The organism is Stenotrophomonas sp. YJH_SMC_131 (assembly GCF_059367975.1).
In genome coordinates, this window is sequence record NZ_JCAFRJ010000008.1 from 116,873 (window position 1) to 133,220 (window position 16,348).

Sequence of the window (16,348 nt, forward strand, 5' to 3'; positions counted from 1 at the left end):
CGAAGCGCACAGCGGGTGGTCGGCCAGCCATGCATGGCTCAGGGAATCATCCAGGTCAGCCAGTAGGCCTGGGCCAGGGTGATCAGGCCGACCATCGTGGTGAAAATCAGGCTGTGCTTGACGGTGAAGCGGAACAGGTCCGACTCCTTGCCGGCCAGGCCGACCGCCGCGCAGGCAATGGCAATCGACTGCGGCGAGATCATCTTGCCGGTAACGCCACCGGTGGTGTTGGCCGCCACCAGCAGCACGTCGGATACGCCGATCTGCTGCGCGGTGGTGGCCTGCAGCGCCGAGAACAGCGCATTGGACGAGGTATCCGAACCGGTCAGGAACACGCCCAGCCAGCCCAGGAACGGCGAGAAGAACGGGAACGCATCGCCGGTGTGCGCCAATGCCAGCGCCAGTGTTGCCGACAGGCCCGAGTAGTTGGCGATGAAGGCGAAGGCGAGCACCATGCCGATCGAGTAGATCGGCATGCGCAGCTCACGCACGGTTTCGCCGAAGGTCTGCAGCGCCGAGCGGGCCGGCATGCGCAGTGCGATGATCGCGATCACCGCCGCAAGGAAGATCGCGGTGCCGGTGGCCGAGAACCAGTCGAATTTGTAGATCGCCTCATAGCTGAGCGGCGCGTCGACGATCGGCGGCATCTTCTGCACCCTCTGGTCCAGGCCCGGCACCGGGAGCTTGAGCACCCAGCCTTCCAACGGGCCGCCTGCCGCGAACAGCGACTTGAACGGCTTGATGCTCCACAGCGTGACCATCGCGGTGAGGATCAGGAACGGCGACCACGCCTTGGCGATCTGGCCGACGCTGTAGCGTGGTGCCTCCAGTGCCTGCGCGGCCGCCTCGGCGCTGGTTTCGGTATCGAAGCGGAAGATCCGTGCCGGCTTCCAGCGGCGCAGGAACAGGGTCAGGCACACCAGCGACGCCAGCGAGGCGGTGATGTCCGGCAGCTCCGGGCCGATGAAGTTCGAGGTGAGGTACTGCGCGATGGCGAACGAGCCACCGGCCACCAGCACCGCCGGCCAGGTTTCCCTGATGCCACGCCAGCCATCCATGATGGCCATGATCCAGAACAGCACGATCACAGTCAGGAACGGCAGCTGGCGGCCGGCCATCTGGCCGATCTCGAATGCATCCAGGCCGGTGACCTGCCCGGCCACGATGATCGGAATGCCCATCGCACCGAACGCCACCGGCGCAGTGTTGACGATCAGGCACAGGCCGGCGGCATACAGCGGCTTAAAGCCCAGCCCGACCAGCAGCGCCGCCGTGATCGCCACCGGCGCACCGAAGCCGGCCGCGCCTTCCAGGAAGGCACCAAACGCGAAACCGACCATCAGCATCTGCAGGCGCTGGTCTTCGGTCACCGACAGGATCGAGGCGCGGATGATGTCGAACTGACCGGTCTTGACCGAGACCTTGTAGAGGAACACCGCGCCGATGATGATCCAGGCGATCGGCCACAGGCCGTAGACGAAGCCGAAACCGGCCGCGCCCAGCGCCTGGCTCAACGGCATGCGGTAGAACAACAGGGCCACGCCAAGCGCGATGGCCACGGTGATCGTGCCGGCCAGCCAGCCCTTCATGCGCAGCACGGCCAGGGCAATGAAGAAGAACGCGATCGGCAGCAGCGCGATCAGGCTGGACAACCACAGGTTGCCGGCGGGGTCGTACAGGTGTTGCCAGGGCTGCATGAAGGCTCTCGACTGGGGCGGGATGTGCTCCACCGCAGGCGGTGGGTCGCCGTGGCTGTCGACTATTGGTCGTACCAATAATGATTTCGATCAGACCACTTGCAGCGGATTTAACCGCCGCTCCGACGAAGTGCCTATTAGACCATAGGGCTAGACTTCATATTGGTCCGACCATTACGGCTCTCATGGTAGTGGCGGCCGCTGGCCGGCAACTAGACCTTCCCTACGGAATCCTTTTCTCCAACCGCCGCATCACCGCCAGCACCAGCACGCACAGCACGCTCACCCCGATGGCGATCACGTACTTGCTGATCCCCACCGCAATCCCGATGGCCGCTGCCATGATCAGCGAGCTGGCCGTGGTCAGGCCGCTGACCTGGTCCTCGCGTGACCCACGCAGGATGGTGCCAGCGGCAACGAAGCCGACACAGGCCACCACCGCTTCGATCAGGCGCACCGGATCGACCTGCAGCAGGTCGCGGTAGCGCTCCTGCTGGAAATGCTCGGCCACCGAGTCGCCGAGGCCGACGATCAGCGCAGCGGCCCCCGCGATCAGCATGTGCGTACGCAGGCCAGCGGCGTGCTTGCCCATCTCGCGCTCGACGCCGAGCACGCCGCCAAACAGCATCGCTGCGGCTACGCGCAGCAGGATCGAGACATCCTGGGTGAGTTCCATGGTCAAGCTCCGGGGTTTTCCCGGAGCGTCGCGTGGCCCCCGTGGCACAGAGGTGAAGGCCACGCCACAGTCCGTTCACCCGGTAGCGCCGGGCGACACCCGGCGGCACCGCACCCTGCGTTCAACGCATCACTGCGCCAGGTAGCCACCATCGATGGCGTAGTACGCGCCGGTCGCAAACGAGGCGTCGTCGCTGGCCAACCAGGCCACCAATGCCGCCACTTCCTCGGCCGTGCCCAGCCGCTTCAGCGCGTGCCGTCCTTCCAGCGTGGCGCGCACCTTCGGGTCCATCTTCTCCAGCAGCGGTGTGCTGATGAAACCCGGACCCACCGCGTTGACACGGATGCCGTCGGCCGCATGTTCCCACGCGGCGGTCTGGGTCAGCCCGACCACGCCGTGCTTGGCCGCCGCATAAGCGGTGGAACCGGCATAGCCCACCTGGCCCAGGATCGAGGCCATGTTGATGATGCTGCCGCCGGTTCCAGCGGCCCGCATTGCCTGGATCTGCGCACGCTGGCACAGGAACACACTGGTGAGGTTGACGTCGATGACCCGCTGCCAGCCCTCGATCGGATAGTCGCCGCTGCTGGCCGCCGGCCCGCCGATACCGGCGTTGTTGACCGCCACATGCAGGCCGTCAAGTTCCTTGACCGTGCGCTGCACCGCCGCCTCCACCGCTGCATCGTCGGTGACGTCCAGCGCGATGCCGATGGCCTGTGCGCCGGTGCTGCGCAACTGCGCCACGGTGGCATCCACCGCATCCTGCTTGAGGTCCCAGACCGAAATACGGGCACCGGATGCGGCCAGCGTCTGTGCCACGGCCAGGCCGATGCCCGACACGCCGCCGGTCACGATCGCGGTCTTGCCGGTCAGCTGGTAATCAATCATCTGCATTCTCCATCGGTGGGGGTAGCGATGCGGCGCGCGGCCGCCAATCCATCACCTTACGCCGGCCGCTGTGACGAGCAGACCAACAGCCTGTCCGCGGATGATCGTTCCAGCAATGAAACCTCAACCGAAGTTCATGTAGGGAATCAAGTACGGATATAGCGGCAAAACGCTGGCGTATGTCCGGCACCCCGTTCAACTTGGCCGTAATGACCAATCGGTTTGACCGTATTCAAATCCCCTGCGAATGATTCGCAGCGACAATGGGAAACGTTTCCAGTTTCTTCGACACATTTTTTCCAACCTGGCGTTTTCCGGCCTTCCAGGCTGCCCGCTACGCGGGGCAGCACATGGGCCATGGTGCCAGCGCCTCCCCTCCTGTACGTGCCGAGCGATGTCCCGATACTTCACCTTTGCCGATTACCGCCGCTTCGGCCAACGCCACGGCTTCGATTACCGCGCTGATCCGGAACACCTGCGCGACGACCAGTGGGCCGGCCGCGGCGAAGTCAACGAACAGTTCATGCGCGGTGGCATGAGCCTGATCGCCTCCGACGTGCATAACCGGTTCCCCTATGTGGCGACCGCGCAACAGCGGCCCGGGCTCGCCATCCGCGTGATGCTGCAGGGTCAGGTCGACGTGCGTATCCCGCGACGCGGAAGTTTCACCCTGCGTGCCGGCACCGCGATGACCGCCCACCATCGCGACCAGATCGAGATGACCGGGGCGCACCCCGGCGAAACGCGCCTGCGCGGGGTCAGCGTGATCGTGCCGGGTGGCATCGACGCGGATGTTTTCCAGATGCCACAGCTGGAAAAAGCGCTTGGCACGCACCTGGAATGCCGCCACTGGGCCATTCCCCACGCCATGCTGCCGGTGCTGGGCCAGTTGTTCGACAGCCCGTGGCAGGACGGCATCGACGCGCTGTGGCGCGAAGGCGTGGCATTGCAGCTGCTGGCCCTCGGCCTGCAGGCCGAGGATCTGCAGACCGACCCGGTGCGCACGCTGCGTGCCGGCCAGCGCGAGCGCCTGGAACGGGTACGCAGTTACCTGCATGACGACCCCAGCCATGCACACAGCCTGGTCGAGCTGGCCCGGCTGGCCTGCATGAGCCCCAGCTCATTGCGCCGCCATTTTGCCCAGCAGTATGGAAGTTCGGTGTTCGACTACCTGCATGAACAGCGCATGCGCCATGCCGAACAGGGCCTGCGCGAAAACGGATGGACGGTTGAGCAGGCCGCCGCCGCCAGCGGCTACCGCCACCCCAGCAACTTCGCCGCCGCGTTCCGCAAGCGCTTCGGTCTGGTCCCCAGCCGCTGGCGTACGGGCCCCTCGAAGGTGGGGTGAGGATCCCCGCTCCGGTAGGTGTCGACCTTGGTCGACATGCTCCTGCACCGTCGCGGATACCGGCCAGCGGCCGGCACTACCAAAGCCGCCTGATTCGACATGCCATGACTCAGCCCCGGTAGGTGTCGACCTTGGTCCACACGCTCCTGCACCGTCGCGGATGCCGCCCAGCGGCCGGCACTACCAAAGCCGCCTGATTCGACATGTCATGGCCAGCCCCGGTAGGTGTCGACCTTGGTCGACACGCTCTCGCGCCGTCGCGGATGCCGGCCAGCGGCCGGCACTACCGCCGCCGGGCATCGCGCACCCGGCGTACTCATCAACCTCAATACACCGGCAGATCGATGTAACTGGCCTGCGCTGCGCTGTGCCAGACCCGCTGCGTGGCCTTCTGGTAATCGCCCGGCTTGGCCAGGTAGATGTTCGGCACGTAGGTCTGCGGATTGCGGTCATACAGGGGGAACAGGCTGGACTGCACCTGCACCATCACCCGATGGCCCTTCTGGAAGGTGTGGTTGGCGTTGGGCAGGTCGAAGCGGTACGGCAGCACCTGGTTGGCGGCCAGCGGCTTCGGATCGCTGAAGCTTTCGCGGTAACGGCCACGGAAGATCGCCAGCGACACCGGCAGCTCGTAGCCACCCATCTCCGGCGTCGACGCTTCCTGGTCCGGATACACGTCGATCAGCTTCACCACCCAGTCGCTGTCGGTGCCACTGGTCGAAGCCTGCAGGTGCACCACCGGCGCGCCGCCAATGCGCAGCGGCGCGGTCAGCGGTTCGGTGATGAAGGTCAGCACGTCCGGGCGGCCATCAACGAATCGCTGGTCCTTGACCAGCCAGGTGGTCCACATGTCGCGGTCGCCGAAGCGGACCGGGCGCGGCACGAACGGTACCGGCTTGGCCGGGTCGGACACGTATTCCTCGAAGTCCCCCTCGCCCGCCGCCGGTGCCTGGAACGCCAGCTTGCCGCCGGCGCGCAGGTACAGCGGCTTGCTGCTGGCGGCACAGCCCTTGTCGCAGCTGCGCGGCCAACCCTTCAGGCGGTCCCAGTGGTTTTCGCCGGTGTTGTAGATCAGCACCGGCGGCGTATCGGCCGTCGGCGCGCCATCCACCAGGTACTGGTCGAAGAACGGCTTGAGCACATCGCGACGGAACTGTAGCGCGGTATCGCCATCGAACTTCAGCGCACCCAGCTCGCTGCCGCCGTAGTTCACCTGGCTGTGCCGCCACGGGCCCATCACCAGATAGTTGCGGTTGTTGCCGCTGTCGCGCCCTTCCATCGCCTGGTAGGCGTGGTTGGCACCCCACATGTCTTCCTGGTCCCACAGGCCCTGCAGCCACATGGTCGGCACCTTCAACGGTGTCTTGGCCATCACCGCGTCCAGCGCCTGGCCCTGCCAGAAACCATCATAGGCCGGGTGCTCGACCAGCTTCTTCCACCAGGTCAGCTGGTCCACGCCGGTGAAACGCGCGTAGTCACCGGCCGAACCGAGGCGCAGGAAGGTGCTGTAGTCGTCATAGCCGAGGCTGGGCAGCGGCGTGCCCTTGCCGCGCTTCTCGGTCTGCATTGCGAAATAGTTGAAGTTGACCTGGCGGAACGCACCGTAGTTGAGCCAGTCGTCACCCATCCAGCCATCGACCATCGGGCTCTGCGGCGCGGCCACCTTCAGTGCCGGGTGCGGGTCGGTCAGCGCCATCACCACGGTGAAACCCTCGTACGACGAGCCGAGCATGCCGACCTTGCCGTTACTCTCCGGCACATTCTTCACCAGCCAGTCGATGGTGTCCCAGGCGTCGGTGGAGTGATCCACCCTGGTGTTGTTCAACGGCCCGCGCAGCGGCCGGGTCATCACGTAATCTCCTTCGGAGCCGTACTTGCCACGGATGTCCTGGAACACGCGGATGTAACCGCCGTCGACGAACACCTCGTCGCCCTGTGGCAGCAGGTCGCGCATGCGCGGCGAATCACTGCGGTTGGCGCGGCCGGCGGCATCGTAGGGGGTGCGGGTCAGCAGGATCGGGGCATTGCGGGCACCCTTGGGCACCACGATCACCGTATACAGCTTGGTGCCATCACGCATCGGCACCATCACCACGCGCTTGTCGTAGTCACGACCGACATCGGGGGCAACGAAGGGCTTGCCGCTGATGTCCGGGGTCATCGGCGGGGTATCGGCGGCCAGCACGGCGCTGGACAGGCAAAGGGCAATGGCTACAGCGACGGCACGCACACGCATGGACAACCCCTCCCGGCAGGAAAGCTCCAAGCCTACTCCTGCCCCGAGCCATGAAGTGTGTGCGGGCTTTGCATTCTGCGGTGGATGCAGGCAGGACTGATGGCACATGTGCGGCCAATGTGGGAGCATCGCGTCCTGTAGAGCCGAGCCCACGCTCGGCTCAGACCGCCGCGACCTACCCGAAGAGCAGCCGAGCGTAGGCTCGGCTCTACAACATCAGGCCACCACCACCTCATGCAGTGCCAGCCAGCGCCAGCGCCCGGTTTCCTGCCGCAGCACCGCCAGTGACTCCCGCCATGCAGGCGTGCCGCCATCGAGCGAATGCCCTTCGCGATAGCGCAGCACCGCCAGCGGTGAAGGCGCTTCCACCGCGTGCACGGCGTCGATGGAAATCCGCAGCCCGGGGCGCGCGCCGTGACCGCCCGCGAACAACGCCTGCACGGCTTGCCGATCCAATCGGCGACCCGCGATGCCGACCATGCTGAAGTCCGCGCTGAAGTGCGCCATCAGATCCTCCAGCGCATCGGCGCCGACATCGGCACGGAACCAGGCCTGCAGCTTGTCGTGCAGGTGGTGGATTTCATGTTCTGCGGTGGTATCCATCAGATGTTCTCCGGTTGCGAAAGGGTGAGCAACTGCGGCCGGCGCAGCAGCGCCATCGGCAGCAGGGTCAGTACCGCGGCCAGACCCAGCGCCATGCCGGTGGCGTGGGCCGGCAGCCATTGCATGGCCAATGCCAGCAGCAGCGCGATGGCCGCGGTGCCCAGGCAGAAGCTGAGCTGGCGGTTGAGGTTCCAGAGTGCGCTGGCATCGCCCAATGCTTCGCCCTCGACCCCATGGAAGGCCAGCGTCTGCGCGGTGCTGCTGCACAGGCTGCCGCCGGCGCCCATCAGCGCGAACAGCAGCCCGGCCAACGCGAAGGCCGGCTGCGGCAGCAGCGCCATCAACAGCAGGCCGCTGGCCTGCAGGAGCATGCCCGTACGCAGTACCGTGGCCGGGCCGAAGCGCGCCAGCAGGCGCTTGCTGGCCGTGATCGCAATGGCCGAGGCCAGCGCCCAGGGCAGCATCAACGCGCCGATGCGTGCCGCGCTGTAACCGGCCTGGTGCAGCTGCAGGGTACTGACCAGCTGGCTGCCGATGAACACACCGGGCACTGCCAGATAGACCAGCATCGCCAGGCGCAGGCCCCGATGGGACAGCAGCGACCAGCGCAGCAGGGGCTGCGCCTGCTGCCGTGCATGCCGCAGGTGGGCCGCCGCCAACAGCATTGCGATCAACAGCAGTACGGCACCGGCGGCCCGATGGCCGGGTTCACCCAGCCAGGTCAACGCCAGCAGCAGCGCGCCCAGCGCCAGCATCGCGGTGGACAGCGCATAGGCCTGCAGGCGCGGCGCACTGCGCGCGCCATCGGCCGGCATCCAGGCCAGCACCAGGCTGATCGCCACCACCGCCAACGGCAGGCTGGCCCAGAGCACGCCGCGCCAGGACAACCACTGCACCAGCAACCCGCCCAGCGCCGGCGCCAGTGCGGGCACCAGCAGCGCCACCAGCAGGATGCGGCGGGTCAGCGCACCACGCTGGTCCGGCGTGCATTGTCGGTACGCTGCCGCCTGTGCCACCGGAATCAGCAGGCCACCGGCCAGCCCCTGCAGCAGGCGCCAGCCCAGCAGCCAGCCGATACCCGGTGCGGCGCCGGCCAGCACAGCGGCAACCGCGAACAACAGCAACGCCACCAGCAGCAGGCGACGCTCACCACAGCGCGCGGCCAACCAGGGCGCCAGCGGAATCACCACGCTCAGGCCCAGCATGTAGGCGGTGCCCACCCAGGCCAGGGTACCGACATCAGCGTGCAGTTCCGCTGCCAGTGCCGGATAGGCCACCGTGGCGATGAACATGTTGACCAGATCCAGGGCGAACACCAGCAGGAAGATCGCCTCATGGCGCAGGCGGGGGGACGGCATCGGCGGTGCTCCAGCAAGGAAGCGTCCAGCATGCCGTCCGGGCTTTGTTGGAAAAACACGACAACACCTGCAACACTGTCAAATCTGTTTTGACAATGAATCGCCATGGTCAGCCTCGATCGCTTCGATATCTTCCGTGCCGTGGTCGAGGCCGGCAGCCTGACCGCAGCGGCCGATCGGCTCGGCCTGAGCCGTGCGGTGGTCAGCTTCAACCTGAAGCGACTGGAGCAGGAACTGGGCGTGACCCTGCTGCTGCGCAGTACCCGCCACCTGGCCCTGACCGACGCTGGCGAGCAGTTCCTGCAGCACTGCGTACAGGCGCTGGATGCCGCGCAGGCGGCAATCGATGCCGCGCGGCGCGACCAGCACCAGCTGCAGGGTGTGCTGCGCCTGACCACCACCCCGGAGTACGCGCAGCTTCGCCTGATTCCCGCACTGGAAGCCTTCCGTGCGCGGCATCCGGCCCTGCAGCTGCATCTGTCCACGTCTCCCGCGCCGGCAGACCTGATTCCCGAGCGCTTCGACCTGGCAATCCGTCTCGGCCGTCTGCCCGATTCGGGCCTGCATGCCAGTGAACTGGAACGGCACCCGCTGTGCGCGGTGGCGGCTCCGTCCCTGCTGGCACGCCTGCCCTCTGCCGATGCGGCCAACGACCCCGTGCAACTGGGCACCCTGCCCCGCCTGGGTTACCCGCGCCTGGCCGACGTGCCGGTGGTCGCGCCCGACGGCAGCGACGCCTTGTTTGCCACCAATCCGGGCAATGCAGTGGTGCGCGTGGATGGTGCCAGCAGCCTGCGCGCCTTCGCCGTGGCCGGCGCCGGGGTCACCGTGCTGCCACGCTGGCTGATCGAGGACGACCTGGCCCAGGACCGCCTGCGCCCGGTGCTGCGCCAGCACCGCTTCCCGCAGCAGAGCGTGTACGCGGTCTACCCGCACAGCACGCAGCCCTCGCCGAAGGTGCGGCAGCTGATTGATTTCCTGCGCGGGTGGTTCGCCATATGAAAAGGGGACGGAGGGGATTAAGTCGTTTATGCATAAACGACTTAATCCCCTCCGTCCCCTTTTTCAGGCACGGCCCTTGCGGGCCGTGCCTTCAAGCCTCAGCGCAGCACCTGCTCCACCAGCTGCACGTCCACCGTCTGCAGCGGTTCGGCGGCGTTGCGCGACAGCTGCACCTGGTAGGTGCCGCCATCGATCTTCCACTGGCGCGCCTGTGCATCGTAGTGGGCCAGCGTCTTCGGCTCGGCTTCGATGCGGATGCGGCGCTGTTCGCCCGGCTGCAGGGTCACCTTGTCATAGCCGATCAGGCGGATCGGCGTGGTGCTGCCGGCCGGCAGCTTCAGGTACAGCTGGGCCACGTCGGCACCGGCGCGCTTGCCGGTGTTGCGGATGTCGACGCTGGCGACCAGGCGCGAACCTTCCACGCTCACCTTCAGGTTGTCATAGGCGAACGAGGTGTAGGACAGGCCATGGCCAAAGGCGAAGGTCGGGGTCAGGCCCTTGGCCGCCATCCACTTGTAGCCGACGTTGGCGCCTTCGATATCGAAATCGAACACATCACCGAACGGCTTGGCCGGCTTGAAGCCGAGGCCGTCGATGTGCGGGCGCGGCAGCTGCGATTCGTCCGTCACCCAGGTCACCGGCAGGCGGCCGGACGGATTGACCTGGCCGGTCAGCAGTGCGGCAATGCCTTCGCCACCGCGGATGCCCGGGTACCAGGCCTGCAGCATCGCCGGCACCTGCGCCAGCCACGGTGTGCGCACCGGGCCGTTGGTTTCCAGCACCAGCACGGTCTTCGGGTTGGCCTTGGCCACTGCCGAGATCAGGGCATCCTGGTTGTCCGGCAGCTGCATGTCCGGCAGGTCCACCGATTCGGCGGCCCACTGCGTGGCAAACACGATGGCCACATCCGCCTGCGCGGCCGCCTTGGCCGCAGCAGCGGCGTTGGTGCCATCCACATACGTGATAGTCGCGTCCGGGCGCGCCGCACGCAGCGATTCCAGCGGCGAGGACGGATGGAAGATCACCGGGCCCGGCCAGGTGGTCGGCATCACGCCGGGCACCGCGTTGGTGCCCTTGGCGGTCACGCCCACCATCGATGAACCACCGCCACCGATCACGCCCTTGTCGGCATGGCCGCCGATGATGACGATGCGCTTCACGCTGTCGGCCAGCGGCAACAGGTTGCCCTCATTGCGCAGCAGCACGCTGCCCTCCTCCACCGTGCGCTGGGCAACGGCGAAGCCGGCCTCGGCATCCACCTTCTGGTGCTGCGGCGGGTTGTCGAAGTTGCCATGCAGGAACATCGTGCGCAGGATGCGCGCCACCATGTCGTTCAGGCGCGCCTGCGGCACCACGCCGCCATGCACGGCCAGGCGCAGCGGTTCATCGAAGAACACCGCCGCGTCGAACACCTCACCGGCCGACTGCTGGTCCAGGCCGGCCAGCGCAGCCTTCGAGCCACTGTGCACGCCACCCCAGTCGGACATCACGAAACCGGGGAACTTCCATTCCTGCTTCAGCACCTGGTTCATCAGGTAGCCGTTCTCGCAGCCGTAGGTGCCGTTGATCTTGTTGTACGAGCACATCGCCACGCCCGGGCGACCGGCGTCCAGCGCGATCTCGAAGGCCAACAGGTCCGACTCGTGCATGGCCTGTTCGCCGATGCGCACGTCGTGGAAGTTGCGACGGGTCTCCATGTCGTTCAGCGCGAAGTGCTTCATCGAGGAGATCACGTGCTGGCTCTGCACGCCCTGGATCAGCGCGCCAACCATCGAGCCGGCCAGCAGCGGGTCTTCGCCGGCGTACTCGAAGTTGCGGCCGTTGCGCGGGTCACGCTGCAGGTTGACGCTGCCCGACAGCAGGATATTGAAGCGCTGCTGCCACGCCTCGCGGCCCATCGTGGCGCCACCGGCGAAGGCAACTTCGCGGTTCCAGCTCGATGCGGTGGACGGGCCCGATGGCATCGCCGTGGCGAAGTCGCCCGGGCGGATGCCCCCCGGATTGGTCACGCCGACACCGGCATCGGCCGACTGCTGCGACGGGATGCCCAGCCGCGGTACGCCCGGCACGAAGCCGGCCGAACCGACCGCACCTTCCGGCAGCGGGCCGCCGTCCTTGCCCAGCCCGAAGTAGCTGTGCAGCATCTGGAACTTCTCATCCTCGGTCATCGCCTTCAGCAGCAGCGCAGCGCGCGCATCGGCGTTGAGCGTGGTGTCCATCCACGGCGTGTTGCCGTGCTTGTCGGCGGCATAGGCCAGGGTCAGCAGGGTGGCACGCAGCGTGCTGCCTTCCACCTTGAACGGCGCGCTGCTGGCGGCCTGGAAGCCGTCGCTGAAATAGCTGGCATCGGCTTCCAGCGCCACACGCGCCGGATCGAAGCCTGCGGCCTTGGCCGATTCACCGGCCACCGCGCCGAGCAGCACCGCCGGTGCGCCCAGCCGCGAACGGGTGACCAGCGCCGGCAGCTGCGCCGCACCTGCACCGGCATCGGTATAGACCGCCACAGTGTGGCGGCCATCGTCCAGGCGCAGGTAGTTCAGGCCCGGCTGGTCGGGGCCGGATTCAGCGGCGATCGGCAGCCGGGTCAGAACAGCCTGGCCGCGCTGGGTCTGGCCATCGTCCTTGCCGGCGGCAATGAAGCGGTACTCGTAGCCCAGGCCATCGGCCAGCACCTGCAGCGGATCGACCTGGCCGATGCCGCGCTGCACCTGGCGCACGCTCACCGCGTCCACCTTCAGGCTCTTCAGTTGCGCGGCCAGCGCCGGCATCGCCTCGGCGTGGGGCGCCTGTTCCAGGGTCAGCACAGTGAACGCGGTCGGGTCGGCCCAGGCCGGAGCGGCCAGTGCGGCAGACAGGGCCAGAGACAGTGCAAGCGGTTTTGTAAACGTTTTCATCGGCAGGCGTAATTCCGTTGCCAAGGCAATCGGTCCAGGGAAAGTGCCGCCGAAGGGTGCAGCGTTCATGCCGCGCAGGGGTTGCCAGGCAACGCCCCGCAGGCCGATGGACGGGCCGGTCTGCGCGCGGGACCCTCCTCCCGGCGTGACAACCTGCCTGCCCGGGCCGCGCAGGGCGACCCAATCCTGTGAAGATTGTGCGAGGGCGTTCACACCTGTCAACAGGACCTAAGTCACAGAGGCAACCCGGCCAATGGTTATCAGGCCATCACTGGCGGTCATCAGCGCGCCGCGCGAGGCTGCTGATAATGGAGATCCCTGGCCACGAATCGAGCCCATGACCGTACATCGCGACTTCGATCATCTCTGGCGCGACCGCTGTGACACCTCCAGCCAGCGCGCACCGCGCGTGCTGATCCGGGTGTTCGTGGCCCCGGGCGAGCTGGAGCGCAGCGTGGCGTTCTACGAGCAGTTGCAGGGCGTGGTAGCCGATGCAGGGTTCCCGTTCCCGGAAGCCGGGCTGCGCCTGGCGATGGTCGGCGCCTTCCTGCTGATCGAAGGCAGCCAGGCGGCACTGGCACCGTTCACCTCGACCACGGGGACACTGCTGGTCGATGACGTTCGGCCCTATCACGACAAACTGGTCGCCGCCGGCGCCGAGATCATCTTCCCGCTGCAGGTAGTCCCGACCGGGGCGGCGTTCAATGCGGTGCATCCCGATGGCACCGTGGTTGAATACGTGCATCACCGGCCGGATCCGCACGGGCGCTGAGGGGGCGCACGGCCGGGCGGCGCCCGGCACCCGCGGTAGTGCCGGCCGCTGGCCGGCAACCTCAGAAGCAACAGCCGAAGCAAAAGCGGGCTTCCTGTGGGTTGGCGGGGGTGGGGGCCGGTTGCGGGGACGCCGTGAATCCGTCTGTCGAAATAATCGATTTCGATTGAGATTCATCCACGCATGGCATGGATCTACAATCCCTCAATGTCCTCCCCCACCCTGCCCTGGAATGGCACGTTGCTGCTGGATGCTCACGTGGCCGTGCTGCAGGGTCATGCCGGTGACAGCGCCGCGCACGCGCACTACGCCCATCAACTGCTGCTCAGCGATGGCGCAGCCTGGAAGGTCGAGGTCGATGGCGTGCAGCAGCAAGGCCAGCGGCTGTGGCTGCCGTCATTCCAGCCGCACGCGATCCTGTTAGCGCCAGAAGCAGGCTGCACGGTGTTCCTTGAGCCGACGCATGCCAATCCCGCACAGATCCAGCAATACCTGCACGCACTGCCGGGCAACGCGCTGGAACTGCACGGCTGGCTGCCCCGGCTGAGCCGCCCGCAACCGTTGGACCGCCGCGTGCAGGCGGCATTGGCCCGTATCGCCCAGCACCTGCCCGGCCCGGTGCCGGCCGCCGATATCGCCGGGGCGGCGCACCTGTCGACCAGCCAGCTGCACCGGCGTTTCCAGTCTGATCTGGCGGTGACCCTGCGCGGCTGGGTGCTGTGGCAGCGGCTGCGCCGCGCACTCATGCATCATCTGCGCGGGCACACCCTGACCGACAGTGCGCATGCCGCTGGATTCGCCGATCTGGCCCATCTGTCGCGCAGCCTGCGCCGCATGTTCGGTATCGGTGCCGCGCAGCTGCAGGGCCTGCAGCTTCAAGCGGCCTGACACGGCCCATCATCCGCGACTGCGCAGACCTTCCGGCAGCTCCGGCACCTCGCCGTGCGGCAGTTCGCGGAACGGCGCCAGCAGCTGTCCCGGATAATCGCGCGGATAGTCCGGTTGGCTGCCGATGCCGAGGTCGCGCTGCTGCAGCCGATAGCCCGGCGCATCGAAGGCGGTCCCCAGCAGGTGATCCCAGACGGTCAGGAACAGGCCGAAGTTGACGTCGCCAGCGTTGCCGTAACGCATGTGGTGGAAGCGGTGCAGCGGTGCCCACGCCATCACCCGGCCCAGCAGGCCCGGGCGCATGTCCACGTTGGAGTGCTGCAGCAGCAGCTGGATGGCAATGGCGAAGGCCAGCACCGCAGCCACCGGCATCGGCAGGCCCAACAGCAGCAGCGGCAGTACGCCGCCCACTGCTTCGGCCGCCTGGTGCAGCGGATGCTTCATCAAGCCGTTGAAGCCGTACATGCGGGTGACGCTGTGATGCACCGCGTGCAACCGCCACAGCCAGCCGATGCGATGGCTGGCGTAGTGCACCAGGGTAATGCCAAGGTCGGCGCAGACGATGGCCAGCAGTACCTGCAGAACGAACGGCCACTGCAGCGGCCACAGCTGCCACGGAAGGAGCGCTGCCAGCAGCGGCACCGCAGCGATCGACAGCAGGTTCAGGCTTTCGTTGACCAGTGCATGCAGGGTGTCACGCAGACTGTCGCCGTGGTCGTGGTTGAACGCGGGGTCATACGGCCAGGCACGTTCGGCAGCGAACGAAACCGCGATGGCGACCGCCAGCAAGGCCAGCAGCCATAGCGGATCGCCATGGAGGTGGCCGACCCAGACGACGGCGGCGGCAACGAAACCGAGCAGGAACAACGGGGCATACAGGCGGAGGATCCAGTGTTTCATGGGCAACCCGGAACGTGAGGGGCCTGCATGCTGGCGCGGCACGACGGTTGCGGGCTTGAACAAACGGCGCAACCCGCCCCGCCTCGGTGGATATCCCCCCTTTGGCCGACACCGCGTTTCCCCCACCCACGGATGGCGTGGATCTACAATGGCGCCCTCATCGCGCCCGGTACCGGCATGGATTCCTTCAACCTGATGCGCGCCTTCCGCCGCATCGTCGAACGCGGCGGGCTGGCCCGCGCTGCCGAAGACCTGGGCATGTCGCCGGCCGGGCTGAGCAAGCAGTTGCGCGCGCTGGAAACGCACCTGGGCGTGGTGCTGCTGCAGCGGACCACGCGGCGCATGAGCCTGACCGAGACCGGCCACGCCTATTACCGCGAATGCTGCCGCCTGCTCGACGAATTGGACGCATTGGAACGTGGCATCGCCGAACAGCGTGGCGAGGTGGCCGGGCGCCTGCGTGTCAATGCACCGCAGTCGTTCGCACTGAGCACGCTGTCGCCGCTGCTGCCACGCTTCCTGCAACAGCACCCACAGCTGTCGCTGGACCTGGTGATGGAAGATCGCCTGCTCGATGCGGTCGGTGAGGGTTTCGATGTGTCGTTGCGGCTGCGTGCCGAGCTGGACGACTCGCGATTGGTGGCGCGCCGGCTTGCCTCGCTGCAACAGGTACTGTGCGCTGCCCCGTCCTACCTGCGGCAGCGTCCAGCACCGCAGTCGGTGGACGATCTGCAGGTGCACAGTGTGCTGGCCTACAGCCTGTCCGACTCCCCCGGCAGCTGGCCGCTGCTCGGCCCGGATGGGCAGGTGACCATCACCCTGCCGGCACGCGTCACCGTCAACAACAGCCTGCTGCTGCGCGACCTGCTGGTGGCCGGCATGGGCATCGGCGCCCTGCCCTCGTTCCTGGCGGCACCAGCGCTGGCCCGTGGCGAACTCCAACAGGTGCTGCCCGACCACCGCTATCCGCCACGCTTCGTGCATGCGGTCTATCCCACGTCGCGCCACCTGCAACCCAAGGTGCGTGCCTTCATCGATTTCCTGCACGCCGAGCTGCCCCGCTGCGCCGGCCTGGATTCGTAACCG

13 protein-coding genes are annotated in these 16,348 nt (G+C 67.0%); 5 read left to right on the top strand and 8 right to left on the bottom strand.

All coding sequences use genetic code 11. The features are described from left to right. Window positions 1–38 precede the first annotated feature (38 nt). From lldP to AC5P56_RS16595, 3 genes are all read right to left on the bottom strand, one after another. Window positions 39–1,697 carry an L-lactate permease gene (gene lldP / locus AC5P56_RS16585; RefSeq protein WP_075076508.1) on the bottom strand — a complete coding sequence of 553 codons (1,659 nt, stop codon included), beginning with the start codon at window positions 1,695–1,697 and terminating at the stop codon, window positions 39–41. Window positions 1,698–1,920: 223 nt separating this feature from the next. Beyond that, window positions 1,921–2,373: an MgtC/SapB family protein gene (locus AC5P56_RS16590; protein WP_014647495.1), complete on the bottom strand. Its 453-nt coding sequence runs from the start codon at window positions 2,371–2,373 to the stop codon at window positions 1,921–1,923. Between the two features lie 129 nt (window positions 2,374–2,502). Then, window positions 2,503–3,261 carry an SDR family NAD(P)-dependent oxidoreductase gene (locus AC5P56_RS16595; RefSeq protein ID WP_014647496.1) on the bottom strand — a complete coding sequence of 253 codons (759 nt, stop codon included), beginning with the start codon at window positions 3,259–3,261 and terminating at the stop codon, window positions 2,503–2,505. Window positions 3,262–3,655: 394 nt separating this feature from the next. On the opposite strand from AC5P56_RS16595, the gene AC5P56_RS16600 reads away from it, so the two are divergent. Beyond that, a complete protein-coding gene (locus AC5P56_RS16600) occupies window positions 3,656–4,609 on the top strand; it encodes a helix-turn-helix transcriptional regulator (RefSeq protein ID WP_049407541.1) in 954 nt (317 codons plus the stop codon). A gap of 325 nt (window positions 4,610–4,934) precedes the next feature. Here AC5P56_RS16600 and AC5P56_RS16605 read toward each other — a convergent pair whose 3' ends face one another. The 3 genes from AC5P56_RS16605 to AC5P56_RS16615 form a co-directional block, all read right to left on the bottom strand. Beyond that, a complete protein-coding gene (locus tag AC5P56_RS16605) occupies window positions 4,935–6,845 on the bottom strand; it encodes a CocE/NonD family hydrolase (protein ID WP_014647498.1) in 1,911 nt (636 codons plus the stop codon). A gap of 216 nt (window positions 6,846–7,061) precedes the next feature. Next, window positions 7,062–7,448 (bottom strand): DUF4440 domain-containing protein, encoded by a 387-nt coding sequence (locus tag AC5P56_RS16610; protein WP_197606985.1) that lies wholly within the window; start codon window positions 7,446–7,448, stop codon window positions 7,062–7,064. Next, a complete protein-coding gene (locus AC5P56_RS16615; RefSeq protein ID WP_142234901.1) occupies window positions 7,448–8,806 on the bottom strand; it encodes an MFS transporter in 1,359 nt (452 codons plus the stop codon). Before AC5P56_RS16615 ends, AC5P56_RS16610 begins: the two co-directional genes overlap by 1 nt. 105 nt (window positions 8,807–8,911) lie before the next feature. Between AC5P56_RS16615 and AC5P56_RS16620 the strand changes: the two genes are divergently transcribed. Beyond that, on the top strand, window positions 8,912–9,808 hold the full coding sequence (locus AC5P56_RS16620) for a LysR family transcriptional regulator (RefSeq protein ID WP_014647501.1): 897 nt from the start codon (window positions 8,912–8,914) through the stop codon (window positions 9,806–9,808). 98 nt (window positions 9,809–9,906) lie between these two features. Here the strand turns inward: AC5P56_RS16620 and AC5P56_RS16625 are convergent, their stop codons facing one another. Continuing rightward, window positions 9,907–12,702 (bottom strand): beta-glucosidase family protein, encoded by a 2,796-nt coding sequence (locus tag AC5P56_RS16625; protein WP_227864519.1) that lies wholly within the window; start codon window positions 12,700–12,702, stop codon window positions 9,907–9,909. Window positions 12,703–13,039: 337 nt separating this feature from the next. On the opposite strand from AC5P56_RS16625, the gene AC5P56_RS16630 reads away from it, so the two are divergent. Both AC5P56_RS16630 and AC5P56_RS16635 read left to right on the top strand, forming a co-directional pair. Next, a complete protein-coding gene (locus AC5P56_RS16630; RefSeq protein ID WP_014647503.1) occupies window positions 13,040–13,474 on the top strand; it encodes a VOC family protein in 435 nt (144 codons plus the stop codon). A gap of 183 nt (window positions 13,475–13,657) precedes the next feature. Further along, window positions 13,658–14,362, top strand: a complete 705-nt coding sequence (locus tag AC5P56_RS16635) for an AraC family transcriptional regulator (RefSeq protein WP_049440947.1) — start codon at window positions 13,658–13,660, stop codon at window positions 14,360–14,362. A 9-nt stretch (window positions 14,363–14,371) separates the two neighbouring features. Here AC5P56_RS16635 and AC5P56_RS16640 read toward each other — a convergent pair whose 3' ends face one another. Further along, window positions 14,372–15,262: a sterol desaturase family protein gene (locus tag AC5P56_RS16640; RefSeq protein WP_197606945.1), complete on the bottom strand. Its 891-nt coding sequence runs from the start codon at window positions 15,260–15,262 to the stop codon at window positions 14,372–14,374. 132 nt (window positions 15,263–15,394) lie between these two features. Here AC5P56_RS16640 and AC5P56_RS16645 point away from each other — a divergent pair, with 132 nt between their 5' ends. Further along, window positions 15,395–16,345: a LysR family transcriptional regulator gene (locus AC5P56_RS16645; protein WP_014647506.1), complete on the top strand. Its 951-nt coding sequence runs from the start codon at window positions 15,395–15,397 to the stop codon at window positions 16,343–16,345. Window positions 16,346–16,348: the final 3 nt, after the last annotated feature.